Source organism: Alistipes sp. (assembly GCF_048465635.1).
Taxonomy (GTDB): Bacteria; Bacteroidota; Bacteroidia; order Bacteroidales; family Rikenellaceae; genus Alistipes.
In genome coordinates this window covers 118,434-143,940 of record NZ_DBFWLF010000013.1, presented here as the reverse complement: position 1 = coordinate 143,940, position 25,507 = coordinate 118,434, and the positions used below count along the sequence as shown (strand labels likewise).

Here is a 25,507-nt window from a genome sequence, read left to right as displayed (position 1 = left end):
TTAAAACCGAATCCTGATGAAAAACTTCAATATATTCCTGTTGGCTGTCCTGCTGCTCTTCACGGGCTGCAATGGCGACGAACATTTTCTGACCAAGTCGCCGACCGATATCTTCGTGGACGACGATGTCTGGAAGAACGAGGCGCTGATCATGGGCCTGGTATCCGACCTCTATTCCCGCTATGCGGACTACCAGACCGTCGAAAAATGGTATTCGTTCTGCGACCTGGACGAGGCCTACTGCTCCAACGCCGTCGACCGCAAGCGTCACCAGAATGCGACGTGGGGCTATGGCGAGCAGGCTTCGTGGGACTATGGCTACGTGCGTCACATGAACCTCTTCCTCGAGAAGTGCGCGCAGGCCGATGCGTCGGTCTTTGCGAAAAACAGCCGCGAACGGCTCATGGGCGAGGTGCGTTTCCTGCGTGCGGCCTACTACTTCGCCATGGCCAAACGGATGGGCGGCGTGCCGCTGATCACCGATCCCCTGCAATACGATTACAGCGGCGACGTGACCTACCTCTACCGGCCGCGCAATCCCGAGTACGAGATCTACGATTTCGTGCTCAAGGAGTGCGAGGAGATCAAAACCCTGCTGCCGAACGATGCTTCGGTCAAGTCGCGCGCCACGAAAGCCGCAGCACTGGCGATGCGTTCGCGTGCCGCCCTCTATGCGGGTTCGATCGCCCGATACGGTGCGCTCCGTACGCCCGAGGTGACGCTTCCCGGCGACATCGTGGGTATTCCGTCCGAAAAAGCCGAATATTACTACGACATCGCCCTCAAGTCGGCGCAGGAGATCATGACCGACAATCTCTACGATCTCTATCAGAAAAATCCCTCCGACCTTGCCGACAACTTCGCTTCGCTGTTTCTCGACAAGTCGGACGCCAACACCGAGGCCATTTTCGTGAAGGATTTCCTTTCGCCCAACAAGATTCACAACTATACGGTTTACAGCCTCCCGCAGTCGATGAGCGAATATCCGCGCTACAACGGTTCGCTGTGCGCCACGCTCAACCTCGTGCAGATGTACGAACTGCTCGACGGCAACAGGATCGAACCGCTGAAGATCGGAACGCTCTCCAATCCGGTATTCTACGACAAACCGGGCGATGTGTTCGCCGGGCGCGATGCGCGCCTCGCCGGCACGGTGATCCTTCCCGGCAGTTCGTTCCGGGGTACGCCGGTCGACATCTGGGCGGGCTATGTGACGCTCTCGGGCCAGCTCGTGAGCGGCAACGCCCCCGGAGCCGAAGGCACGCTGCCCGGTACGAGCGAGAAAGTGCAGGTCGTCGGCAAGGACGGTCCGTGCGAAGCCGCCGAGTTCAATACCCATACGGGTTTCTACGTCCGCAAGTACAACGACCCCAAAGCCGGTTCGGGCGACGAGAAGACGGGCAGCGAAGTGTGGTTCATCCGCTACCGTTTCGGCGAGGTGCTGCTGAACGCCGCCGAGGCCGCCTTCGAACTCAACCAGAAGGGGCTGGCCGCGCAATACCTCTCGCGTCTGCGCGAGCGTGCGGGCTTCACCCGGAAGCTGGTCGATGCGGACATCACCTTCGAGAGAATCGTCCACGAACGCAAGGTCGAGCTGGCCTTCGAGGGCCACGAATTTTGGGATATGAAGCGCTGGCGCCTGGCCCACCTGGTGTGGAACGGCCAGAACATGAACGAGACGCCGAGCGATCCCGCAGCAGCCGATGCCGTCAATACGCAGTGCCTGGGACTCTGGCCGCTGAAGGTGTATGCCCCCGGCCAGCCCGTCGACGGCAAGTGGGTTTTCACGGTGCGTAAACCCAGCCATGTGACTGCCGCGCACCAGTTCCGGATCGGCAATTATTACTCGCAGATCAACACCACGATCCTGAGCAATAATCCCCAAATCGTCAAACAGCCCAACCAGTAATGAAACACAGACCGATTATGAAAAAGTTAGTTTATTTGGCCCTATGCACCCTGGCGATGACCTTCGCCGCGTGCGAATACGATAACTACGACGAACCCGGTTCGCGCTTTTACGGCCGCATCCTCTATGACGGCGAGCAGCTCGGCTTCGGCTACAACGAGGTCTATATCGAACTATGGGAGCAGGGCGACTGGCAGTTGAAGGAGGCCATCCGCGTGAATGTCAATATCGACGGAACTTTCTCGCAGATGCTTTTCGACGGCGACTACAAGATGGTCATTCCCAAGTCGGCCCGCCCGTTCCTGGTCGAGCAGGATACCGTCCTGCTGCAAATCCGGGGCGATAAGGCGATGGATATCGAGGTGACGCCCTACTATACGATCGAGAACGTGAAGTATAAGTACAACGCCGCGGACGACAAACTGGAATGCACCTGCTCCATCCGGCAGATCGTGACCGATCCGGCGGAGGCCAAGACGGTGAACATCATGCGCGAGTACGTCGGCAAGACGGCATACCTCTACCAGGGCTCGCAGATCAACTGGCATACGCTCAACACGCAGAACAATCCCGGCGGAAGCCTCGACAACGTCGTATTCTCGGGACCTGCGGTCAACAGCTCGAAGCTCCCCGCCTCCCAGAACTACGTCTTCGGACGGGTGGCCGTTCAGATGAACGGTATTTCGCCGATGTTGATGACGCATCCCAAGAAGATAACGTTCCGGTAATTGCCCGGATCAATGCCGGGGGAGGCGGAGCGAATCCGCTTTCCCCGGCATCCGTCAATCGGTATGAAGCGCATTTTGTTGGTTTTGGCCGTGCTGTCGTGCGGCCCGGTCTCCGCCTCGGCCGGAAACCCCTTTCTCCGTGCGGAGAAGGAGGCTCCGTTCGTCGTGGCCCACGGCGGGTGCAAGCATCTGTTTCCCGAAAATACCATGGTGGCCTTCGACGGAGCCGTGGCGCTGGGTGTCGACATGCTTGAAATGGATGTCCGGCTGACGGCTGACAGCGTGCTGGTGACCCACCACGACGACACGCTCCAACGTACGAGCGACGGCGAAGGGCTCATCATCGCTTTTACGCTCGAAGAGCTGGGCCGCTTCAACTTCGGGGCGAAGTTCGCCGGGCTTGAAAAGAACTATCCCTACCGCGACCGGAAGGTCCCTGTCACGACGCTGGAAGAGGTGCTGTCGAAATACGGGGCCGTCAAACGCATGTTCATCGAGATCAAGGGCGAGGGCCAAGAGGGGCTGCGCTGCGCCGAAAAACTGGCCGCGCTGCTCCGTCGTACGGCGATGGAGGAGCGGGTGCTGGTTTCGGCCTTCGACGACCGGATTATCCGGCATTTCAGGAGAGCCTCACAGGGCCGGGTGCAGACGGCTATGGGACGCCGCCACATCCGGCGTTTCGTGATGATGAGCAAGCTGGGCCTCGGCTTTCTGTGGGGCGGAAAACACCGTTCGATGCTGCTTCCGCTCCGCTCGGGCAAGAACCGCCTCGACCGCCCCTCCATCGTGCGGACGGCCCGCCGCAAGGGAATTTCGGTCTACTATTGGACCGTCAATAAAACCGAAGAGATGCGGCGTCTGGGCGCCTTGGGCGCCGACGGCGTGATTACCGACCGTCCCGATCGCCTGCCCGGGGAGTGGGTCAGAACATCGTCTGATTGAGCCTCCGGTATTTTTTGGGCGTCTGGTTGTAGAGCGATTTGAAGATTTTGTAGAAGTGCCCCAGGTTGGGAAATCCGCAGTTGGAACTGATCTCCTTGATGGGCATGTTGGTGATGATGAGTTGGGTGGCCGCGTAACGCATTTTGAGTTCGTTGATCAGTTCGGTCAGCGACTTGCCGAAATGGAGCCGCACGGTCCGGTTGACATAATCGCCGTTCCGGCCGCACAGAGCTACGAATCCGGCGCAGCCCCGGCAGAACAGGTCGGACGTCGTGTATTCCTGAATGGCGTGTACGAGCCAGACCGGGATGTTGGCCGGGGTGGACAGGGCCTCGTAGAGGGTTATTTGCCGGAACACGGACAGCAGCAGGCTGTCGAGTTCGATGTTGTTGCGCGGATGGCCCATCGTCTCTTCCGCATGCGCCGAGATCTGATGCAGGATTTCAGCCGGTAGTTGTATGCGGTAGGGCATTGGTCCTGCCGACCAGAAATAGTGGGTGCTGCCCGGAAAATAACGTTCGTGGAAGTGGTGCAGCGTTTCGACGGGGAACGCAATGTTAATCAGGGTGATTCCCCCGCTCTTAGGCGATGCCGCGTACGTATGGGCGTCCTGCGGACGGATCATGATCAGGTCTCCCGGCCCGATACGCTGGCGTTCGCCGTTGACCAGGTGATACCCCGAGCCTTTTTCGATCCAGAGCAGCTCGGCGTAATCGTGCGAGTGGACGGAGAGATCCTGCCGCGAGACGATGTTGACACGGACCATATGGAATGTTTCGCCCGGGTGGAGAAAGCCGGAGAGTTCGAAAACGGGAATGTCCATGGGTTTGCGGGTTTTTACAATGTTACGGATTATTTGCGAGAGAACCAAAAAATCGGCACAGAAGAATTAAAACGATTGTTTGCTGTTAAAAAATACGGTAAGACGTGGTTGGAATGGAGAATACGGTGACAGGTATGGTGACCCGGGTGCAGCGGATGTCGATCCACGACGGGCCGGGCATCCGCACGACGGTGTTTCTGAAGGGGTGCAATTTCCGTTGCCGGTGGTGTCATAATCCCGAAACGTGGCGGCGCGAAGCGCAGGTCGAACGCATCGGCGAACGGTGCATCGCCTGCGGCGCCTGCGCGGCCGTTTGCGATTCGGGAGCCGTGCGGCTGGAAAACGGGGTCCTTGGTTTCGACCGGGAGCGGTGCGACGCCTGCGGACGGTGTGCCGACGTCTGCCCTGCACGGGCGATGAATCTCGTTGGGAAGCCGGTTTCGGTGGAACGCCTGATGCAGGACCTGCAGCGCGATATTCCCTTTTTCGAGGAGTCGGGCGGCGGTGTGACCCTCTCCGGCGGCGAACCGCTGCTGCAACCCGCCTTTGTCCGGGAGCTCCTGCGGCGCTGCCGGGCTGAGCGGATTTCGACGGCCCTCGAAACCAACCTTTCCGTGCCTGCTGAGTTGATCGAGGAGCTGCTGCCGCTGGTCGATTGGTGGATGTGCGACCTGAAGGTTACCGACGACGGCATGCACCGCCGCTGGACCGGGATGTCGAACGCTCGGACCCTTGCGAACCTGCAGCTGCTCGGGCAGCGCAGCGTCCCGCTGATCGTTCGCACGCCCGTCGTGCCGGGGGTGAACGATACGCCCGAAGCGATCGAGGCGATCTGCGACCGGTTGAAAGGGATCGGGAGCCTGCTCTATTACGAATTGCTCGGGTTCCACACGCTCGGAACCGACAAATTTACCGGACTGGGCATGGAGAATCCGATGCCTGCGGCGGAACCTCTCCAGCCGGAGCGGCTGGAGAGCCTCCGGACTGTCGCCGCCCGGACCGGAATAACTGTCAAATAAGCCTGAACAGATGAATTACGACCAGAAACTCGCCAACCTGCGTGCCCGAAAACTGCAGCAGACGCGCGATAAGATCGAGCAGGAGGGCCTGCTCGACGAAGACGACTACGGACGGATCGTGCCCCCGAAGGGCCTTTGGAATATTCGGCCCAACCACCCGGACGGATCGTTCTACGGTTTCGACGCCTGGACCGACAATTTTTGCAGCCTGATGGCCGTGCATCCGGTCTACGTCGACCCCGACGACGCTTTTGCCGGACGGTGGATGTATTTCATGTCCAAGATGCGCCCCAACAAGTGGAATCCGGCGTATCCCTACGACCATCTGAAAGCCGATATTGCCCGTTACGACATTATCTGCGGCATCGGCGACGACGCCCACTTTGCCCCGGACTACCGACTGGGCCTCGAATTGGGGTGGGGCGGTTTGCTGGACAAGATCGCCGCCTGCCGGAAACGGAATCCCGCGCCCGAACAGCAACATTTTTACGATCTCCACGAGCGGGCTGTCCGGAGCGTGCAGGGATGGATCGAACGCCACATTGCCGAGGCGCAGCGCCTGGCGGCCGTAGAACCCGATGCCGTGCGGCGCGACAATCTGCTGGCCATGGCGCGGACCAACCGCCGTATCCTCAGCCGTCCGCCCGAAACCCTGCGCGAAGCGTGCCAGTGGATCATCTGGTATCACCTCGCTTCGCGGACGTATAACCGCGACGGTGCGGGCGCTCAGATCGACGCCCTGCTCAGACCCTATTACGAGCACGACAAAGCGCGCGGGCTGACCGATGACGAGGCTGTTTATTACCTCGCCTGCCTGCTGATCAACGATCCGGTCTACTGGCAGTTGGGCGGTCCCGACGAGACGGGCCGCGACCAGACTTCGCCGATCTCCTTTCTAGTGCTGGAGGCTGCCGGGAAGATCGACACCTCGCTCAATATCACCGTGCGGGTCCACGACGGGCTCGATCCCGCACTGTTCCGTACGGCGGTCGCCTGCCTGATCCGCTACAAAAATGGCTGGCCCCGCTTCTCGGGCGACAAGGCCCTGGTCGAGGGTTTCATGCGCAACGGCTTCAGCGCCGAACTGGCCCGGCGCAGGATCGCCGTCGGCTGTAACTGGATGTCGCTGCCGGGCCTCGAATATACGATGAACGACCTGGTGAAAGTCAACATGGCGAAGGTCTTCGAAGTCGCCTACGACGAGTTGTCGGCTGCGGAGGCGAAGCCCTCGACCAAACTGCTCTGGCAGCGGTTCGAACGGCATCTTGGCATCGCCGTCCATACGGCGGCCGAAGGTATCCGCCACCACCTCAAATACCAGAAATACAACGAACCCGAGTTGCTGCTCAACCTGCTGAGCCACGGGCCGCTGGAGAAAGGGCGGGACGCCTCGGACGGCGGGGCGCACTATTACAACCTATCGATCGACGGGGCAGGTCTGGCCGTCGTCGCGGATTCGTTTGCCGCCCTCGAACAGCGCATCGAGCGGGAGGGCCGTCTGACGTGGGAAGAGGTCGCCCGCCACCTGCGCGAGGATTTCGACGGCGAGGGCGGCGTAGCGGTCCGCAAACTGCTGCAATCTTCGCCGCGCTACGGACAGGAAAACTCCCTCGGCGAAACGTGGGCCCTGCGTGTAAGGGATGCCTTCGTTTCGGCCGTGCGGCGGGAGTCGGAACCCGAAGCGCGTCGCATCTTCATTCCGGGCTTCTTCTCGTGGGCCAACACGGTCGGTTTCGGCCTTGCGGTCGGCGCGACCCCGAACGGCCGCAAGGCCGCAACGCCCATCTCCCACGGCGCCAACCCCGTGCCCGGTTTCGCCCTCGACGATGCGTCGCTCTCGCTGGCGGCCTGCATCGCCCGGATTCAGCCCGGTTACGGCAATACGGCTCCGATGCAGTGGGAGATCGACCCATCGCTGGCCCGAGAGGATAATGTCGAACTGATCGGCGCAATCCTCCGCACCCACTTTAAAATGGGCGGAACGCTGGTGAACGTGAACGTCATGGATAAGCAGACCGTGCTCGCCGCGCACGAAAATCCGGATAAATATCCCGAACTGGTCGTGCGCGTGACGGGCTTCACGGCCTATTTCTCCATGCTGTCGCCCCGGTTCCGGCAGTTGGTCGTCGACCGTATTCTGGAAAATTAACCACAAAACAGATGATGGAAACCCTGAAGCTAATCGATGCGTATGATTACGCCGGGACGGGCTATGCCCCGTTCCTGATCGGAGACAAATGGCAGGTCGCCTTCCTGAACTATGCGCCGGAAGAGGCATTGGAGAGCATCGTAAAACTCGACGTCCACCACCTAACCGACGAGGTTTTCGTGTTGCTTGACGGCCGTGCGGCGCTCATCGGCGCACAAATCCGTGATGGGCGGGTCGTTTGCGAGGCCGTCGATATGCAGCCTGTGCGGGCCTACAACATCCGCCGCGGGGTGTGGCACAAGATTGCGATGCAGCCCGGCAGCCGGGTCCTGATTGTGGAGAACAGCAACACGCATCTCGGTGATTTCGAGTTCTACGACCTCTCGGCGGAGCAGATTGCCTCCCTGCGGGAAACGGTCGCCAAAGTGTGGAGGGAAGAGTAGCATGATGGAGACGAATTATCTGGCCGGACTGTCGCTGATTGCGGTGGGTGGCTTGTTTTCCGGTTGTTTTGCGGTCCCTTTCAACCGGAACCGCACCTGGAAATGGGAAAACAACTGGCTGATATGGAGCGTCGTGGCTCTTGTCGCTGCGCCGTGGATCGTTGCCGCAATGACCGTTCCCGGACTTTCGGGCGTCTATGCTTCGGAACCTCGGACGGTGGCCGTCGTGGGGTTTTTCGGTCTGATCTGGGGTGTCGGGGCAATTCTTTTCGGGCGGGGCATCGACCTGCTGGGGGTCGGTCTGAGCATGCCCGTCATGCTCGGCCTGACCAATGTGATCGGGACGCTGATGCCCGTCGTCCTGCGTGATCCGGGCGAGCTGCTGACTTCGTTGGGAATCCGGCTGATCGCCGGAGTGGTGATGATCGTCCTCGGCATTGTCTTTTATTCGCTTGCCGGAAGCCGGAAGGAACGCGATGGCCGAACCCGCAAAGCGGAGGCCGGAGCGGGCTTTGCAAAGGGGCTGCTGGTCTGCCTGCTGGCCGGGGTGCTCAGTCCGATGGTCAATTTCGCCTTTGTCTTCGGGGCGCCGCTGCAGCGGCAGGCGCTCGCCGCCGGAGCCGCTCCCATGTATACATCCAATGCCGTCTGGAGCATCGCGCTGACGGCCGGATGCCTGGTGAACGCAGGCTACTGCATCTACCTCTTGCTGAACAGGAAAACAGGCGTGCTGTACCGCGGAAGCCGATGGGTAAACTGGGTTTGGGCCATACTGGCCGGGGTGCTTTGGTACTTGAGCATGATGTTTTACGGCATGGGCGGCAGTTTGCTCGGCGACGCCGGAACGTCGGTCGGCTGGGCGCTGATGCAGTCGCTGGCAATTCTGACGGGCAATCTTGCCGGACTTTTCTCGGGCGAATGGCGCGACGCTTCCCCTGCATCGCGGCGGATGATGTGGCTCGGACTGGCGTGCCTGCTGGCCGGCGTCTTTATCGTTGCTTTCAGCAGATAAACATATTGTGGCAGCGTTCGTGTGGGATCATCGTCTTCTCGCTCGAATCTAATATCCGGATATTGGCTTCCATAGGCCACGAAAAAACGATCGCCGTTTCCGACGATCGCCCTAAACGCAAGAAAGAGAGTCTTTTGGACTCTCTTTCTTTGTGACGCCGACAGGACTCAAACCTGTAACCTTCTGATCCGTAGTCAGATGCTCTATTCAATTAAGCTACGGCGCCGAATTGCAGGTGCAAATGTAGGGCAAAAATCCGAATTGCGCAAATTATTCCGAAAATTTTTTACGGAAAATACGGAACCCATATCGGCCTGGACTGCATAATGCTTATTATGAAAGGTTTATGGACTGATTAGGCAGCGGCAGCTGAGTTGCAAATCGGGCAGGAAGAGGAAGAAATAGGCCGGACGAAGCATGACGCGACCTAATAAAAGGCTGGATCGGAGGGCGTAGCAGTCGAGTAGGACAAGACGGCAGGAGGGGATAGGAAAGACGGGTAGAGCAGGGCAAGGCAAGAAAGAGAAAAAAGTATTCCGGGTGGGGCTGCCGCCGTCACTTCACCTTCCGGTCGGGATGGTCGTGCAGGAATTTTTCCCAGGTTTGCGAGCCGCCCTTCGAGGCGGCTTTCTTGCCGCCGCCAAGCCCTTTGACCCGATCCTCGCCCAGCGCGGCATCGAGCGGGTTGGACGAGGTAAAGTAGTGGCAGAGGGCTACGGCCATGCCGTCGGTGGCGTCCAGCCGCCGGGGCGGGGTGTCGATGGTAAGCAGGCGGCAAACGATCGCCGCGACCTGCTCCTTGGGGGCCGATCCGCGGCCGGTGATGGCCTGTTTGATGCGCATGGGGGCATACTCGGCTACGGGCACGCCGCGGCTCAGCGCGGCGGCCATCGCCACGCCCTGCGCCCGGCCCAGCTTGAGCATCGACTGCACGTTCTCGCCGAAAAAAGGCGATTCGAGTGCCACTTCGCGCGGACAATACTCGTCCACCAGTGCGCCCACGCGTTCGAAGATGCGGCGCAGCTTGGCGTAGGGGTCGGGAAGTTTGTGCAGGTCGATCTCGCCCAGCACGACCGAACGGACCGTACGTCCCTCGACCTCCAGCACGCCGTAACCCATGTAGTTCGTGCCGGGGTCGATGCCCATAATGCGGTATTTCTCCGAGGCCTCCATGCTGGAAAGTTTTCGAAAAGACGCCCCTGCGGACGGCGAATCGGACCGTAGGGGCGTCTTCCGATGCCGGACCTATTTGCCCAGCAGTTCGTTGATCTTCTCGTAGAGCGCTTCGCCGCGCAGGTTCGAAGCGACGATCACACCCTGAGCGTCGATCAGGAAGTTCGACGGGATACCCTGTACGGCGTACTCCTTGGCGGCCTGGTTGTCGAAGCCGTTCAGCTCGCTGACGTGCACCCAGCCCATGCCGTTCTGGTCGATGGCTCCGAGCCACGCTTCGCGGTCCTTGTCGAACGAGACGCCGTAGATTTCGAAGCCCTTCTTGTGGAATTCGTCGTAGGTCTTCTTCAGGTGGGGAACCTCACCCATGCAGGGTCCGCACCACGAAGCCCAGAAGTCTACCAGCGTGTACTTGTTGGCCGGGTTCTCGACGACGGATTTCAGCGACACGGCCTCCCCGTCGGCGTTGTTCTGGATGATGTCCATGTAGGGCTGTCCGACTTCGGTCTTGAGCTTCTGCTCGGCGCTGGTCTTGAGCTTGGTGAGCAGCTCGGTCTGCTGCATCTCGGGCGAGAAGAGGGCGATTTCATCCAGCAGTTCCTGCCCCGAAAGGTCGTAGCCCAGGCTCTGAGCGAGCAGGATCGCACCGAAATAGTTGTCGCGGTTGGTCTCGACCGCTTTGCGGGTCAGCTCGTCGTACTCCTTTTCGATCGCTTCGCGGCGCTCCGGCGTGGTTTCGGCGTTGCGGTACTCGGCTACCAGCGCGTCGCCGGCCTTGTTGTAGGCAGCGCTGGCGTCGTTCGAAGGCGTACCCGTGGCGATCTTGCGCTTGGGTTGATCGGGGTTGTCGGCGACGGTGATCGTACCCGGCTCGACGATCAGCAGGGCCGAGAACGTGGCCGGAACGTCGCCGCGCGAGTCGGTGATGTAGCGCACTTCGGGCGTGTCGGCCGTGCCCTTGAAGCGGAACGTGCCGTTGTCGATGGCCGCGGAGTCGAGCAGCTTCTGCTGCTGGTCGAACAGGTAGGCCGTTCCGGTGGCTCCGGCGACGTTCCCCTGGATGGTGTAGGCATTTTTGCCGGCGCAGCTGCACAGTGCGGCCGCGGCGGCCAGAATCAGGATGTTTTTCATTTTTCGAATTGTTTTTTGAGTGCTTCGATCTCTTTTTCCAGCTCGCCGACCTGGCGGGCCAGCTCGGGCAGCCGCTTGAACACGGTGGCCGAACGGTGGTACTGCATGCCCGGAAGCGCCGGGTAGCCGAACCGTATCTCGTCGTCGGGGACGTTCTTGTCGATGCCGCTCTTCGAGCCGACCTTCACTCTGTCGCCGATGGTTACGTGGTCGGCGATGCCGACCTGCCCCGCGAGGAAGCAGTTGCTGCCCACCTTCGACGTGCCGGCGATGCCGGTCTGCGCCGAGGAGACGGTGTGCTCGCCGATGCGGACGTTGTGGCCGATCTGGATGAGGTTGTCGAGCTTCACGCCGCGGCAGATGACCGTCGAATCGGTCTTGGCGCGGTCGATGCAGGTGTTGGCCCCGATCTCCACGTCGTCCTCGATCACCACGTTGCCCAGCTGGGGAATCTTGTCGAAGCCCCCAGCGGCGTTGGGCATGAAGCCGAAGCCGTCCGCCCCGATGACCGCCCCGGCGTGCAGGATACAGCGGGCGCCGATGCGGCAGCCCTCGTAGATTTTGACCCCCGGGTAGAGGATCGTACCCTCGCCGACGGTGACTCCCGCGCCGATGTAGACCTGCGGGTAGATCTGGCAGCCGCGGCCGATCCGCACGTCCTGTTCGATGACGGCGAACTCGCCCACGTAGCACTCGTCGCCCACGCTGGCCTGCGCCGAGATGTGGGCCTTGTCGCTGATGCCCGTGCGGCGGGTCTTGGCGGCGTTGTACATTTCGAGCAGTCGGAGTACGCACTGGGCCGCATCCTCCACATGGATCAGCGTGGCCGCCACGGGCTGCGCGGGGGTGAAGGAGTTGTCCACGAGCACGATGCTCGAACGGGTGGTGTAGAGGTAGGGTTCGTACTTGGGGTTGGAGAGGTAGGCCAGCGATCCGGCCTGTCCCTCTTCGATCGAGGAGACGGTATGGACCCTGACCTGCGGGTCGCCTTCGATCCGTCCGCCCAGGAAGCCGGCGATCATTTCGGCAGTGAATTCCATCATATCGGTTTGGTTTAGAGGCTTCCGGCACGGCGTTTCGTCCGGCGGGACCGGTCCGTCCGGCAGGTACGGCACGGTCCGCACGGGAAGGAACCCCGGCGCGGCGCGGCGTCCGGCGAGCCGAACGAAACGGCCGGGACGGCGGGCAGCGGTGCGGAAGCGGTTGTCATAGGGTTAAAGGTATTCGTTGATGTCGATCCCCCGGGGCAGGAACTCCTCCACCGAGCGGCCGAACGAGAGCACCTCGCGCACGGTCGACGACGAGATGTCGGCCACGGGAGCGGGGGTGAAGAGCATCACCGTGGTGATTTCGGGATAGATGCGGTGGTTGGTGGCCTCCATCGTACGCTCGTATTCGAAGTCGGTCGTGTTCCTCACGCCGCGGATGATGGCGCAGGCCCCGACCGTCTCGGCGAATTCGCCCGTCAGCCCCGTGTAGATGCGCGCCTCGACCCGCGGCTCGGCGGCATAGACGTCGTCGATGAGCCGCTGGCGGTTCTCCACGCTCAGCAACCCCTGCTTGGAGGTGTTGTTGCCGATGCCGATGACCACGCGGTCGAAGAGGTTGAGCGCTTCGTCGACCAGCGCGGCGTGGCCGCGCGTGAACGGGTCGAACGACCCGGGGAAGATGGCAATTCGTTCCATATCGGACAAAGGTAGAAAAATTTGCGGATTGCGGATGCGGATTCTCCGTTTTTTTGCGCAGAGCGCCCGTGCGGAGACCGCAGGGAATCCCCGCGGGACCGTTTCCGCTATCGGGTGCGTTCGCAGGGGCGGCTCAGCGCTCGATCTTCACGTACTGAGTGTAGACGATGCGCGTATGGGGGTTCGACGAGGTGATCTGCTGCCGCAGCGCCTTCGTGCCCCAGCGGATGAAGAGGAAGCGGCGGGGAATGCGGTGCACGATCTGCCGCAGCGTGTCGACGCTCTCCACGCGGCAGGCGACGGAATCATCGGCGATGATCCCCTCGACGGTGACCCATGCGTCGCGCCAGCGGAAGAACCGCACGCTGTCGGCCGTTCGCAGGGACCCTGCGGTGAGCACCGGGAGCGATGCGGCTGGGATGCGCGGACGGAGCAGGGCGGTGTCGCCCCGGCGCAGGAGCGTGTCGCGCAGCGGGGCGCGGAACGCGACGGAGGTCGCCGCTACGGTGGTGGATGCCGCTTCGAGCCGGCGGATTTTGATCCCCAGCGCGCGGATGCGCCGCGCGTCGGCTTCGCGCAGCTGTGCGAACTCGCCGCAGCGCAGGCGCAGCACCTGTGCCGCGGCGGCCTCCTCGCCGAGCCGCGTGCGGAAGTGTTCGACTTCGGCCGTCAGGGCCGACTGGTTTTGGGCGAGCCGCCCGGTTTCGCTCCGGTAACGGCGGTAGCCGGCATAGAGCAGCGACGTGGTGAGGACGGCGTAGAGCAACAGGTATTTTTTCATGAGTTCGGGTTTTAGACAACCCGAAGATACGGCGGGGGAGTGGGTGCGCGTTTCTATTTTTTCCAAAACAGCCCCTCCAGCGCCCGGGCGACGCGCTCGGCGGCGAGCGCCATGAGCGGCTGCGCGTCGCAGCGGGAGTAGGCGGTCACGCCCCGGTGGTCGATGCGGAACAGTTCGTCGAGCCGCGGCAGTTCGGAGCGCGTGAACGGCTCGTCGCTCAGCGTCAGCCCGGCGGCCGCTACGGCGCGGCGGCCCAGCTCGCGTTCGACCCCCTCGGCCCCGGGGGCGCAGCGGACCGTGTGCCCCCGCACGGCGAACAGCGGAGCGTCCCCCGCATCGAACAGCCGCCCTTCGGCGTCGCAGTGCAGCGCCGCATCGCCCCCCGCCGCGCGGGCCAGCAGGTCGGCCTCGCGGGCTGCGGCTTCGCGGGCCGACGTGGGCAGGTCGCCGCCCGGCAGGGCAAAGACCGTCGTCACGGCGCGGGGCAGCAGGCTCCGCAGCGCATAGCCGTCGTAGAGCGACGAACCTGCCGCGACGAGCCGTTCCTCCCCGTCGGCCGCGACCTCGATGCGGACAAAACACGATACCTCCTCCGGGTAGCGCAGTTCGGCGGCCAGCGCTTCGATGCGCTGCGTGAGCTGCCCGGGATCGGGCGCGTACTCCGACCCGAAAAGGGTGCGGGCGGCCCGGCGCAGCACGGCGGCGTGCTGCTCGACGTTGCGTGCCCGGCCCCGACGGAGGTGGACCGTCTGGTATAGGCAGAGTTCGGTCACAAAAGGAAGATTTTGAGCAGCAGTTCGCGCAGCAGCTCCCCGTCGGGTGCGCCGCCCGCGTTGATGCCCTTGCTCTTGGCGTCGTATTCGCGCAGCAGCCCCAGCACGGCGAAGACCTTCCGGTTGTCCCAGCGCGCGGCGGCCTGCTTGATTTCGCCGATAATAAAGGAGTTGCTCTTGCGCAGGATGCGCATCAGCTCGGTGTCCGACGGGAAAGGCTGTCCCTTGCGCCGCGCCTGCCAAGAGAGGTAGTTGACCACGAACAGCTCCTTGAACTGCGAGAAAAGCGCCAGGATGGTGACCAGCAGGGGGTTGTCCTTGGGGTTGCGGGCGAAATGGTCGGCGATCATCAGCGCGCGGGCCATGTCGCGCGTAAGGACCGCCTTGCAGAGTTCGAAGTTGTTGAACTCCTTGGAGATGCCGATATGCGTCTCGATGTCGGCGTCGGTGATGCGCCGCGTGCCTGCCGGCAGCGAGACGGTCAGCTTGCGCAGCTCGTTTTCGATCTTCGAGATGTCGGTTCCGAGGTGGTCGGTGAGCATCGACAGCGCCTTCGTGTCGATCGAGAACCCCTTTTTGGCGATGAACTGTTGCAGCCACGCCGCGATCTCGTAGTCGCGCGGCCGCACCGATTCGAGCACCGTGCCGTTGGCCGCGCACCCCTTGTAGAACGCCGAGCGCTTGTCGGCGTTGCGCTCCTTGTGGCAGATCACCAGAATCGTGGTCGGCGAGGGGTGCTGCGTGTAAAGCGAAAGTTTGTCGAGCGCCCGCAGCTGTTGGGCTTCGCGCAGGATGACTACCTGATAGGAGCCCATCATCGGCAGCTGGCGGCAGAGGTTGATGACCTGCCCCGCATCGGAGTCCTTGCCGTAGACGGTGATCTGGTTGAAAGCCCGCTGGGCTTCGTCGAGAACGGTCGCCGCCAGCTGTTCGGCGATGGCGTCGATGAAGTAGCTCTCCTCGCCCATCAGCAGGTAGACGGGGGCGAACTGCCGGCGGGCGATGTCGGCCGCCATGCGTTCGTACTGGGCGACCGAGTCGCGGAATCGGAGCGTGGTTTTAGCCATGGTTTCTCAGACGATCTCTTTGGTGATGCGCAGCACGTTCTCGGTCTGGGGGGTGAGGCGGAAGCGGTCGTCGATGCGGCGTCCCACCAGCCAGACGATCTCCCCGCCCGAGAGCAGCACGAACTGCCGCTCCTTTTCGGGCTGCGAGACCTTGGCGTCGATCAGAAAGTCGCTCACTTTCTTGCGTCCCGTCATGCCGAAGGGGACGAACGAGTCGCCCTCCTGCCAGCGGCGCAGCGTGAGGGGAAATTCCAGCCGGTCGGCATCGACCTGCGCGACGTTCTCGGGGACGCCGTAGTTCTGGATGGCGTCGATGTCGCGGTATTCGTAGTAGAGCACCGAGTTGCCGCAGTAGCTGCGCAGCGTGCCCCGCTCGACCGGGATGCTGCACGCGTCGTCGGGCGCGATCGGGGACACGACGATCGTGCCGCGGTCGACGGTGGCCACGCGGTCGCGCGCATAGAAGCGGCGGCCCGTCGCGTCGTGGTCGAGCGCATGGCACAGGGCGTCGATCACGTCGCCCTTGAAGCCGTAGGCCGAGCTGAGCAGCTCGTAGATGACGAATCCCTGCGGAAAGGCCGGGTCGATGCGGTCGAGGCGGATGGTGTCGATGCCGCCCTGCGAGGTCACGGCCTCCGTGCGGATGCGCTCGATGCCGTGGTTGATGAAGAGCTGCGCGTCGGTCAGCCGGGCGATGTTGCGGCGCATGAGGTCCGTGAACTTGGGGTTGATCTCCCGGATGCGGGGGATCAGTCCGAGGCGGATTTTGTTGCGCAGGTATTTGGTCGAACGGTTCGACGAATCCTCCCGGAAGGGGATGCGGTTGGCCACGGCGTATTCGAGAATCTCCTTGCGCGAGGCGAACATCAGCGGGCGGATGATGCGTCCGATCTGGGTGGAGATGCCCGTCAGACCCCTGAGGCCCGTGCCGCGCAGCAGGTTGATGAAGAACGTCTCGATCGAGTCGTCGGCGTGGTGGGCGATGGCGATCGAAGCGTACCCCTCCGCGCGGCTCAGCTCGTCGAACCAGGCGTAGCGCAGCCGCCGGGCCGCCATCTCCATCGACTCGCCCGTGCGCTGCATCTCGGCGGCGGTCTCGAAGCGGCGGTTGTAGAACGCGACCCCGCAGCGTTCCGCCTCGGTGCGCACCAGCACCTCGTCCTCGTCGCTTTCGGCCCCCCGCAGCTGGAAATTGCAGTGGGCGACCCCCACCTCGTAACCGCTGCGGATGAAGAGCGAGAGCATGACCATCGAGTCCACGCCGCCCGAGACGGTCAGCAGGATGCGGTCGTCCTTCGCGGCCAGGTCGTTCCCGGCGATGTAGTTCTGAAAGGATTCGAGCAGATTCATCGGTATCTTGCGGGCCGCACCGTCCTGGGCGGCGGACCGGCTTTGTTTTAAAGTATGTTCACCTCGGTGTCGATCTCCACGCCGAACCGTTCGCGCACCCGCTCCTGCACGTTGCGGGCCAGGGCGATCACCTCCGCGCCCGATGCGCCGCCCAGATTGACGAGCACCAGCGCCTGCCGGTCGTGGACCCCCACGCGCCCGGCGCGATGCCCCTTCAGCCCGGCGCGGTCGATCAGCCAGCCCGCAGCCAGCTTCACGCGCCCCCCGGGTGCGGGGTAGTGCGGCATGTCGGGGTATTCGCGCAGCAGCCGCTCCGCTACCGCGGCCTCGACCACGGGATTCTTGAAGAAGCTGCCTGCATTGCCCGTCACGGCCGGATCGGGGAGCTTCGCGCGGCGGATCGCGCACACCGCCTCGCGGATGTTGCGCAGCGTCACCCCGCCCCGGGCGGCCGCCTCGCGCTCCACGTCGCCGTAGCCCAGCCGGGGCCGCGGCGTGCGGTGGAGGCACAGGTCGATGCCTGTGATGACGACCTGGCCTTTGAGGGCGTGTTTGAAGACGCTTTCGCGGTAGCCGAAGCCGCATTGTCCGGCGTCGAGCGTCTCCTCCGTCAGCGTGGCGACGCGGAAAAAGTGCACCCGCTCGATGGCGTCGGCGGCCTCGCAGCCGTAGGCTCCGATGTTCTGTACCGGTGCGGCCCCCGCCTTGCCGGGAATCAGCGAGAGATTTTCCAGCCCCCACAGCCCGCGACAGACGGCCCATTCGACCAGATCGTCCCACTCCGCACCCGCGTCGGCGTGGATGCGGACCGTCTCACCGTCGTCCGCCAGCAGCTCGATCCGCTGCGAGACGGGCGTGAGCAGCAGCCCCTCGTAATCGCACGTGAAGAGGACGTTGTTGCCGCCGCTGAGGACCATCCACCGTTCGGGCAGACCCGCGGCGAAGATCGTCCGGAGGTCGTCCGTGTTTTCGAACTCGACGAGCCGCGCGGCCCACTGCTCGACCCCGAAGCTGTTGCGCCCGCGCAGGCTGATATGCTGAAATTCTCGGATCATGATGTGCAAAGTTAGGAATTATTTGTTAACTTTGAGTGCTTGGGCAGGTCGATTCGCTTTCCGCAGGCGGGTTTGTCTTCCGGAATCGGCTGCCCGGCGTTTGCGGAACCCAAACCTACTAAAACCTATTAAAACCGATAAAACCCATGTTTACCGAAAAAGATTTACAGCAGATCGCCCGGCACGGGCTTACGCCCGAGGCCGTGGAACGACAGATCGAGAACTTCCGCCGCGGCTTCCCCTTTCTGAAGGTCGTCCGCGCCGCTTCGCCCGGCGACGGAGTGCGGCTGGTGGACGCCGTGCGGGCCGACGAGGCTGTGGCGCGCTACGAGCGGGCCGCCGGACTTTCGGTGGTCAAGTTCGTACCCGCCTCGGGCGCGGCGACGCGCATGTTCAAGGAGTTGTTCGAGTTCGTCAACGACAACAAGCGCGGCAAGGGCATCGACACGCTGCTGGAGAACATCGAAAAGTTCGCTTTCTGGCCCGAGCTGAAGGCCGTGCTGCCCGCAGGGGCCGACGACCGTGCCACGGTGAGCGCCATCGTGGGCGAGGGGCTGGATTACGGACGCAAACCCAAGGGGCTGGTCACCTTCCACGCCTACCCCGAGGGGGCGCGCAAGGCCGTCGAGGAGCATCTGGTCGAGGGCGCGGAGTACGCCGCTGCGGGCGGCGTGGCGCGCATCCACTTCACCGTCTCGCCCGAGCACCGCGCGGGCTTCGAGGCGCTGCTGGCGGAGAAGGTTCCCGTCTACGAGAAGCGTTTCGGCATCCGTTACGACATCTCTTTCTCGGTGCAGAAACCCTCGACCGACACGATCGCCGTGACGCCCGAAAACGAACCTTTCCGGCAGGACGACGGTACGCTGCTGTTCCGTCCGGCGGGCCACGGAGCGCTGATTGAGAACCTCTCGGAGATCGACGCCGACCTTATATTCATCAAGAACATCGACAACGTTACGACCGATGCGCGGCGCGGCGACACGATCCGCTACAAGAAAGTGCTGGCGGGCATCCTGCTCGACCTGCAGGAGCGGGCGTTCGAATACCTCCGCGCGCTGGAGGTCGGCGGGGCCGAGCTGGCTCCGATCGCCGCATTCATCGAAAACGAACTCTGCGTGAAGCTGCCCGAGCGCTACGACACGGCGCTGCTGCGTGCCGTGCTCGACCGTCCCATCCGTGTCTGCGGCATGGTCCGCAACGAGGGCGAGCCGGGCGGCGGACCGTTCTGGGTGTCGAACCCCGACGGCACGGAGTCGCTGCAGATCGCCGAATCGAGCCAGATCGCACCCGACGACCTGCCGCTGATGCGTTCGGCCACCCACTTCAACCCGGTGGACCTCGTGTGCGGCGTGCGCAACTCGCAGGGTGCGAAGTTCGACCTGCGCGCTTACACCGACCCCTCGACCGGCTTCATCTCCTCCAAGTCGGCCGGCGGCCGCGAGCTGCGGGCGCAGGAGCTGCCGGGCCTGTGGAACGGGGCGATGGCGCGCTGGAACACCGTCTTCGTCGACGTGCCCATCACCACCTTCTCCCCGGTGAAGGTCGTGCAGGACCTGCTGCGGCCCCAGCATCAGTAACCGGTGGAACGAAAGTTCGTTTCCGCGTTGTCCGGCCCGGACGGGATCGTCTCCCGTCCGGGCCGGATCGTTGCGGGGGGCGTTAATTGTGCCCGATCTTTGCACATAGGGGAGCGCATGTATTTTTTGTAGGCAGTTTTCGTCAAAAAAGGATAAATTCCAACTTCATTTCCGGTTTTTCGGGGAATCTTTTCTATATTTGTACGCGCAAATGAAAAAACGATAATCAAAACACGATAACGCAATGGAAAACAAACTGCAAGAGCTGACCCGCAAACTCTACGACGAGGGGCTGGAAAAAGGTCGCGCCGAGGCGGACAAACTCGTTGCCGATGCCCGCAAGGATGCGGAACGGATCGTGGCCGAAGCGCGCGCCGAGGCCGAGCAGATCGTCCGCGGGGCCGAGGCAAAGGCCGAGGACGTGGCCAAGAACAGTCTGACCGAGATCGCGCTGGCCGGCCGTCAGGCCGTGGCGAAGATCAAGTCCGAGATCGCCTCGCTGATCGTCGCCAAAAGCACTTCGGAGGGGGTTGCAAAAGCCGTCATGGACCCCGCCTTCATCAAGGAGATGCTGCTGGCCGTGGCCCGCAACTGGAACGGGAACGACTCGGGCAAGGTCACGCTGGAGGCGTTGCTGCCCGAAGCCGAGCGCAAGACGCTCGACGCTGCGTTCGAGAAGAGCGCCCGCGAATTGCTGGCCGCCGGTATCGAGGTCGGTTATTCGAAGCAGGTGCGCAGCGGTTTTAAGGTGGGCGAGAAGGAGGGCGGTTATTACATTTCGTTCTCCGACGCCGATGTCGAGGCGCTGCTGGGCGAATACCTGCGCGAAAGGGTCTCTCAACTGCTTTTTAAGGCCTGAGCGCCATGTTCGCAAAGGAGTATTACAGCCTGGTCGCCGGGCTTCGGGAGTACACGCTCGACGGGGATGCCAAGGGGTTCGACGCTGCGGCGATCGTTGCCGGGATCTGCGACGAACTGACGGCTTCCGACGCGGCGCAGGTGCGCCTGCTCTATGGCTACTACGACTGCGAGAACCTCGCGGCGCTGCGAGCCGGGCGTTCGGCCTACGACCCGCTGGGCAACCTGTCGCGCGAAGAGCTTGAGGAGGAGCTGAAAACCCCCAAACGGCTGCCCGAACCGCTGGCGCAGGTCGTGCGGGCCTACGCCGATCCCGAGGGCGAGGACGCCGAGACGGTGAACACGGCGCAGCGCTTCGAAGCGGCGCTTTTCGGGGCCTACTACGCGATGTGCGAGCGGCGCGGCGGGCGTTTTCTGAGGGCCTGGTCCCAGTTCGACCGCACGCTGCGCAACGTGGCGGCGGCCGTGACGGCGCGCGCCGCAGGCCGTCCGGTCGAAGAGGCGGTCGTGGGCGACGGCGACGTGGAACAGCAGCTGCTGCGCAGTTCGGCGGCCGATTTCGGACTGCGGGGCGAACTGCCCTACGTCGATGCGGTAATCGCAGCGGTCAACGACGAGGCCAACCTGCTGGAAAAGGAGCATAAGATCGATCTGATCCGCTGGAACGAAGCGGTGGAACTGGCGACGTTCGACTATTTCAACATCGACGCCATCCTCTCCTACCTGGTGCGCATCAATATCGTGGCGCGCTGGACGCGGCTCGATGCGGCGCGCGGCCGCGAACTGTTCGCCCGGCTGCTCGAAGAGCTGGACGTCCGCGAAATGATCGAACGCTGAGGGATGTGACCTCTGATCTGTCCGCGCGAGATTTCAATATGCGTTCCTGTCGGGCGGCAGCCTGCGAAAGGACGCGAAAAGCGGGCCTCCGCGCCGGGAGGCTGCGGCCCGTCAGTTCTTCGAACTGAAACGATGCGGTGCATAGCGTGCCGAAAAGTATAAAGGCGTTGCCCTGATTGCGTCGGTGTTCCGCAGTTGCGGACGCAGCCTGCGGGGCACGCGAAAAGCGGGCCTCCGCGGGGCGGGGCTGCGGCCCGCGCGGCTCTTGGAGCCGCGAAACAAAGAGGCAGACGATTGAGAGGTGTGTCGCTGATTTTGGTTGCGTTGCGACAAGTCCCCTCCGAGGAGGGGATTTAGGGGAGGGTCAGATTTGATGACGCGGCGGAACGCCGCGAGATTCGGCGGTCGTGAGCGGTTCGTTGGTTCAACCTACCTTCTCTGACACGAAAGGATTGCAAACAATAGGAAAACAACAAACCATATCCATGAAAACGAAAGGACGAGTAAACGGTATCATCTCCAACATCGTCATCGTCAAGGCCGACGGAGCCGTGGGCCAGAACGAGATTTGTTACGTGTACACGGGAGATACCCGCATGATGGCCGAGGTCATCAAGGTCGTGGGCGACAACGCCTACGTCCAGGTTTACGACAGCACGCGCGGCCTGAAGATCGGCGACAGGGTCGACTTCGAGGGGCACATGCTCGAAGCCACGCTGGCCCCCGGCCTGCTGTCGCGCAACTACGACGGTCTGCAGAACGACCTGGAGAAGATGGACGGGCTGTTCATCTCCCGCGGTTCGATCACCGAGCCGATCGACTACGACGCCCAATGGGAGTTCACGCCGCTGGCCCAGGCCGGCGACCGGGTTTCGGCCGCATCGTGGCTGGGCGAGGTGAAGGAGCAGTGGGTGATGCACAAGATCATGGTCCCCTTCACCATGACGGGCGACTACACGGTCAGGAGCGTCGCGCCGGCGGGAACGTACAAGGTCACGGACACCGTCGCCGTGGTGACCGACGAGGAGGGGCGCGACCACGAGATCACGATGGTGCAGAAGTGGCCCGTCAAGCGTGCCGTGCGTTGCTACGAGGAGAAGCCGCGTCCGTCGCGCATCATGGTTACGGGCGTGCGGCCCATCGACACGTTCAACCCGATGGCCGAGGGCGGTACGGGCTTCATTCCCGGGCCGTTCGGCGCCGGTAAAACCGTGCTGCAGCACGCTATCTCCAAGCAGGCCGACGCCGACATCATCATCATGGTGGCGTGCGGCGAGCGTGCCAACGAGGTGGTCGAAATCTTCAAGGAGTTCCCCGAGCTGGTCGACCCGCGCACGGGCCACAAGCTGATGGAGCGCACGATCATCGTCTGCAACACCTCCAATATGCCCGTCGCCGCGCGCGAGGCTTCGGTCTATACGGGCATGACCATCGGCGAGTACTACCGCGCGATGGGGCTGAAGGTTCTGGTGATGGCCGACTCTACGTCGCGCTGGGCGCAGGCGCTGCGCGAAATGTCGAACCGTCTGGAGGAGCTGCCCGGACAGGACGCCTTCCCGATGGACCTCTCGGCGATCATCTCGAACTTCTACTCCCGTGCCGGCCTGGTCAAGTTGAGCAACGGCAAGACCGGTTCGGTAACTTTCCTCGGAACGGTCTCGCCCGCGGGCGGTAACCTCAAGGAGCCTGTCACGGAGTCGACCAAAAAGGCCGCGCGCTGTTTCTACGCCCTCTCGCAGGGCCGTGCCGACTCGAAGCGCTACCCGGCCATCGACCCGCTCGACTCCTACTCGAAATACCTGGAGTACCCCGAAATCCGCGCCTACCTTGACGAGCAGATCGAGAAGGACTGGGTGGACCTGGTCTACCAGGGCAAGACCATCGTGCAGCGCGGCAAGGAGGCCAACGACCAGATCAACATTCTGGGCGACGACGGCGTTCCGGTGGAGTACCACGAGCGCTTCTGGAAGGCCGAGCTGATCGACTTCGTGATCCTGCAGCAGGACGCTTTCGACGCCATCGACGCCAACTGCCCGATGGAGCGCCAGCAGATGATGTACAAGATGGTGCTCTCGATCTGCAACCGCGATTTCGGCTTCACCGACTTCGAGCAGTGCTCGCAGTTTTTCAAGGGGCTGATCAACCTCTTCCGCCAGATGAACTACTCGGAGTGGAAGTCCGAAAAGTTCGAGGACTATCGCCGGCAGATCGAGCAGTATGTGGGTGAACAATCAAAATAGCAGACGACCATGACAACACGAGCATTTCAGAAGATATATACCAAGATCGACAACATCACCAAGGCGACCGTGACGCTGCGGGCCGAGGGCGTCGGCAACGACGAGCTGGCCACCGTGGGCGGCAAGCTGGCGCAGGTGGTGAAAATCATGGGCGAGAACGTCACGCTGCAGGTTTTCGCCGGCACGGAGGGGCTGGCCACCGATTCGGAGGTCGTCTTCCACGGCGAACCGCCGAAGCTCCGCGTGTCGGACGACCTGGCAGGCCGCTTCTTCAACGCCTACGGCGAACCGCTCGAGGGCGGGGAGATCGTCGAGGGCGAGGAGCGCGAGATCGGCGGTCCGACGGTGAACCCTTTCCGGCGCTTGCAGCCTTCGGAGCTGATCGCCACGGGCATCGCGGGCATCGACCTCAACAACACGATCGTAACGGGGCAGAAGATTCCCTTCTTCGCCGACCCCGACCAGCCCTATAATGCCGTGATGGCCAACGTGGCGCTGCGCGCCAAGGCCGACAAGATCATTCTGGGCGGCATGGGCCTCACGAACGACGACTTCCTCTTTTTCAAGTCGGTCTTCGAGAACGCCGGTGCGCTCGACCGCATCGTCTCGTTCGTCAACACGACCGAAAACCCGCCCGTCGAACGCCTGCTCGTGCCGGACATGGCGCTCACGGCGGCCGAGTATTTCGCCGTGGACAAGGGCGAAAAGGTGCTGGTGCTGCTCACCGACATGACCCTTTACGCCGACGCGCTGGCCATCGTGTCGAACCGCATGGACCAGATTCCCTCGAAGGACTCGATGCCCGGTTCGCTCTATTCCGACCTGGCGAAGATCTACGAGAAGGCCGTGCAGCTGCCCAACGGCGGTTCGATCACCATCATCGCCGTGACGACCCTCTCGGGCGGCGACATCACGCATGCCATCCCCGACAACACGGGTTACATCACCGAGGGGCAGCTGTTCCTCAGAAACGACTCCGACACGGGCAAGGTCATCGTCGACCCGTTCCGTTCGCTGTCGCGTCTGAAGCAGCTCGTTATCGGCAAGAAGACCCGCGAGGACCATCCGCAGGTGATGAACGCCTGCGTGCGTCTCTACGCCGACGCGGCCAACGCCAAGACCAAGCTCGAGAACGGTTTCGACCTGTCGGATTACGACGAGCGCACCCTGAAGTTCGCCTACGACTACTCGATGAAGCTGCTGTCGATCGACGTGAATATCGGCATCACCGAGATGCTCGACACGGCGTGGGGCCTCTTCGCCAAGTACTTCACCAAGGAGGAGGTCGCCATCAAGGAGGAGCTGATCAAGAAATACTGGAAAGCAGCGTAACGCCCTATGGCAATCAAGTTCCAATACAACAAAACTTCGCTCGGTGAATTGGGCAAGCAGCTCAAGATGCGGCAGAAGGCCCTTCCTACGATCAAAAGCAAGGAGTCGGCCCTCCGCTCCGAGGTCAAGAAGGCGAAGGATGCCGCGGCCGACTACCGCCGCCGGCTCGACGCCCTGAAAGCCGAGTACGACTACATGGCGGCGTTGTGGGGCGAGTTCGACGGCGATCTGCTGCGCGTGGCCGACGTGGAGCTTGCGACGCAGAAGATCGCCGGCGTCCGCACGCCCGTGCTGGAGGAGGTGAAGTTCGAGGAGAAACCCTACGACCTCTTCTCGTCGCCCGTGTGGTACGCCGCCGGGGTCGACGTTCTCAAGCGGCTGGCCCGGCTGGGGATCGAATACGCGGTCTACGACCGCAAGATGGAGCTGCTGGACCAGGCGCGCCGCAAGACCACCCAGAAGGTGAACCTCTACGAGAAGGTGCAGATTCCCGGTTACGAGGACGCCATACGCAAGATCAAACGCTTCATGGAGGATGAGGAAAACCTCTCCAAATCCGCCCAGAAGATCGTGAAAACCAAACAACAGACGGCCGGGGAGGGCGCGATGTTATGATAGCGAGG

The 25,507-nt window shown here is 62.6% G+C and carries 23 protein-coding genes and 1 tRNA gene; 13 read left to right on the top strand and 11 right to left on the bottom strand.

Annotation, left to right across the window (positions count from 1 at the left end; all coding sequences use genetic code 11):
* The first annotated feature begins 16 nt into the window (after positions 1 to 16).
* The 3 genes from ACMO9O_RS05510 to ACMO9O_RS05500 all read left to right on the top strand — a co-directional run bounded on the left by ACMO9O_RS05510 (position 17) and on the right by ACMO9O_RS05500 (position 3,579).
* Positions 17 to 1,909, top strand: a complete 1,893-nt coding sequence (locus ACMO9O_RS05510; RefSeq protein WP_418982707.1) for a RagB/SusD family nutrient uptake outer membrane protein — start codon at positions 17 to 19, stop codon at positions 1,907 to 1,909.
* A 17-nt stretch (positions 1,910 to 1,926) separates the two neighbouring features.
* Positions 1,927 to 2,637 carry a DUF3823 domain-containing protein gene (locus tag ACMO9O_RS05505; RefSeq protein WP_418982706.1) on the top strand — a complete coding sequence of 237 codons (711 nt, stop codon included), beginning with the start codon at positions 1,927 to 1,929 and terminating at the stop codon, positions 2,635 to 2,637.
* A 63-nt stretch (positions 2,638 to 2,700) separates the two neighbouring features.
* Positions 2,701 to 3,579 carry a glycerophosphodiester phosphodiesterase gene (locus tag ACMO9O_RS05500; RefSeq protein ID WP_418982705.1) on the top strand — a complete coding sequence of 293 codons (879 nt, stop codon included), beginning with the start codon at positions 2,701 to 2,703 and terminating at the stop codon, positions 3,577 to 3,579.
* On the opposite strand, the gene ACMO9O_RS05495 is transcribed toward ACMO9O_RS05500, so the two are convergent.
* Positions 3,560 to 4,402, bottom strand: coding sequence for an AraC family transcriptional regulator (locus tag ACMO9O_RS05495; RefSeq protein ID WP_418982704.1), 843 nt, complete (start codon positions 4,400 to 4,402; stop codon positions 3,560 to 3,562). The two genes, ACMO9O_RS05500 and ACMO9O_RS05495, sit on opposite strands and share 20 nt — an antisense overlap.
* Before the next feature lie 113 nt (positions 4,403 to 4,515).
* Here ACMO9O_RS05495 and ACMO9O_RS05490 point away from each other — a divergent pair, with 113 nt between their 5' ends.
* From ACMO9O_RS05490 to ACMO9O_RS05475, 4 genes are read left to right on the top strand one after another with little or no spacing between them, the layout of a single operon-like run.
* Complete coding sequence (locus ACMO9O_RS05490) at positions 4,516 to 5,421, top strand: glycyl-radical enzyme activating protein (protein ID WP_418982703.1); 906 nt, start codon at positions 4,516 to 4,518, stop codon at positions 5,419 to 5,421.
* 10 nt (positions 5,422 to 5,431) lie between these two features.
* A complete protein-coding gene (locus ACMO9O_RS05485; protein WP_418982702.1) occupies positions 5,432 to 7,570 on the top strand; it encodes a pyruvate formate lyase family protein in 2,139 nt (712 codons plus the stop codon).
* 11 nt (positions 7,571 to 7,581) lie between these two features.
* A complete protein-coding gene (locus tag ACMO9O_RS05480) occupies positions 7,582 to 8,013 on the top strand; it encodes a hypothetical protein (protein WP_418982701.1) in 432 nt (143 codons plus the stop codon).
* Between the two features lie 4 nt (positions 8,014 to 8,017).
* Positions 8,018 to 9,025, top strand: a complete 1,008-nt coding sequence (locus ACMO9O_RS05475) for an L-rhamnose/proton symporter RhaT (protein WP_418982700.1) — start codon at positions 8,018 to 8,020, stop codon at positions 9,023 to 9,025.
* 152 nt (positions 9,026 to 9,177) lie between these two features.
* On the opposite strand, the gene ACMO9O_RS05470 is transcribed toward ACMO9O_RS05475, so the two are convergent.
* The 10 genes from ACMO9O_RS05470 to murB all read right to left on the bottom strand — a co-directional run bounded on the left by ACMO9O_RS05470 (position 9,178) and on the right by murB (position 18,040).
* A tRNA-Arg gene (locus tag ACMO9O_RS05470) sits at positions 9,178 to 9,251 on the bottom strand.
* Positions 9,252 to 9,580: 329 nt separating this feature from the next.
* Positions 9,581 to 10,198 (bottom strand): crossover junction endodeoxyribonuclease RuvC, encoded by a 618-nt coding sequence (ruvC, locus tag ACMO9O_RS05465; RefSeq protein ID WP_418982699.1) that lies wholly within the window; start codon positions 10,196 to 10,198, stop codon positions 9,581 to 9,583.
* Between the two features lie 72 nt (positions 10,199 to 10,270).
* Positions 10,271 to 11,329 carry a thioredoxin-like domain-containing protein gene (locus tag ACMO9O_RS05460; protein WP_418982698.1) on the bottom strand — a complete coding sequence of 353 codons (1,059 nt, stop codon included), beginning with the start codon at positions 11,327 to 11,329 and terminating at the stop codon, positions 10,271 to 10,273.
* On the bottom strand, positions 11,326 to 12,372 hold the full coding sequence (gene lpxD, locus ACMO9O_RS05455) for a UDP-3-O-(3-hydroxymyristoyl)glucosamine N-acyltransferase (protein WP_418982697.1): 1,047 nt from the start codon (positions 12,370 to 12,372) through the stop codon (positions 11,326 to 11,328). Before lpxD ends, ACMO9O_RS05460 begins: the two co-directional genes overlap by 4 nt.
* Before the next feature lie 171 nt (positions 12,373 to 12,543).
* Positions 12,544 to 13,014, bottom strand: a complete 471-nt coding sequence (gene coaD, locus ACMO9O_RS05450; protein WP_418982696.1) for a pantetheine-phosphate adenylyltransferase — start codon at positions 13,012 to 13,014, stop codon at positions 12,544 to 12,546.
* A 133-nt stretch (positions 13,015 to 13,147) separates the two neighbouring features.
* The gene (locus ACMO9O_RS05445) at positions 13,148 to 13,795 is read right to left on the bottom strand and encodes a DUF6549 family protein (RefSeq protein WP_418982694.1); all 648 of its coding nucleotides are present in this window, start codon (positions 13,793 to 13,795) and stop codon (positions 13,148 to 13,150) included.
* Positions 13,796 to 13,848: 53 nt separating this feature from the next.
* On the bottom strand, positions 13,849 to 14,568 hold the full coding sequence (locus tag ACMO9O_RS05440; protein WP_418982693.1) for an aminotransferase class IV: 720 nt from the start codon (positions 14,566 to 14,568) through the stop codon (positions 13,849 to 13,851).
* Entirely contained in the window at positions 14,565 to 15,635 is a 1,071-nt protein-coding gene (gene holA / locus ACMO9O_RS05435; protein ID WP_418982691.1) for a DNA polymerase III subunit delta, read from the bottom strand. The genes ACMO9O_RS05440 and holA overlap by 4 nt, the downstream gene beginning before the upstream one ends.
* A 6-nt stretch (positions 15,636 to 15,641) precedes the next feature.
* Positions 15,642 to 16,985 (bottom strand): tRNA lysidine(34) synthetase TilS, encoded by a 1,344-nt coding sequence (tilS, locus tag ACMO9O_RS05430; RefSeq protein WP_418982690.1) that lies wholly within the window; start codon positions 16,983 to 16,985, stop codon positions 15,642 to 15,644.
* Positions 16,986 to 17,032: 47 nt separating this feature from the next.
* Positions 17,033 to 18,040 carry a UDP-N-acetylmuramate dehydrogenase gene (gene murB / locus ACMO9O_RS05425; RefSeq protein WP_418982688.1) on the bottom strand — a complete coding sequence of 336 codons (1,008 nt, stop codon included), beginning with the start codon at positions 18,038 to 18,040 and terminating at the stop codon, positions 17,033 to 17,035.
* A 146-nt stretch (positions 18,041 to 18,186) separates the two neighbouring features.
* On the opposite strand from murB, the gene ACMO9O_RS05420 reads away from it, so the two are divergent.
* The 6 genes from ACMO9O_RS05420 (at position 18,187) to ACMO9O_RS05395 (ending at position 25,499) form a co-directional block, all read left to right on the top strand.
* Complete coding sequence (locus ACMO9O_RS05420; RefSeq protein ID WP_418982686.1) at positions 18,187 to 19,617, top strand: DUF4301 family protein; 1,431 nt, start codon at positions 18,187 to 18,189, stop codon at positions 19,615 to 19,617.
* Between the two features lie 244 nt (positions 19,618 to 19,861).
* A complete protein-coding gene (locus ACMO9O_RS05415) occupies positions 19,862 to 20,476 on the top strand; it encodes a hypothetical protein (protein ID WP_418982685.1) in 615 nt (204 codons plus the stop codon).
* Positions 20,477 to 20,481: 5 nt separating this feature from the next.
* Positions 20,482 to 21,312, top strand: a complete 831-nt coding sequence (locus ACMO9O_RS05410; RefSeq protein WP_418982684.1) for a DUF2764 family protein — start codon at positions 20,482 to 20,484, stop codon at positions 21,310 to 21,312.
* 485 nt (positions 21,313 to 21,797) lie between these two features.
* On the top strand, positions 21,798 to 23,552 hold the full coding sequence (locus tag ACMO9O_RS05405; RefSeq protein WP_418982682.1) for a V-type ATP synthase subunit A: 1,755 nt from the start codon (positions 21,798 to 21,800) through the stop codon (positions 23,550 to 23,552).
* A 9-nt stretch (positions 23,553 to 23,561) separates the two neighbouring features.
* Complete coding sequence (locus tag ACMO9O_RS05400) at positions 23,562 to 24,884, top strand: V-type ATP synthase subunit B (protein WP_418982681.1); 1,323 nt, start codon at positions 23,562 to 23,564, stop codon at positions 24,882 to 24,884.
* Positions 24,885 to 24,890: 6 nt separating this feature from the next.
* Positions 24,891 to 25,499, top strand: a complete 609-nt coding sequence (locus ACMO9O_RS05395) for a V-type ATP synthase subunit D (RefSeq protein WP_418982679.1) — start codon at positions 24,891 to 24,893, stop codon at positions 25,497 to 25,499.
* The last annotated feature ends 8 nt before the right edge of the window (positions 25,500 to 25,507 follow it).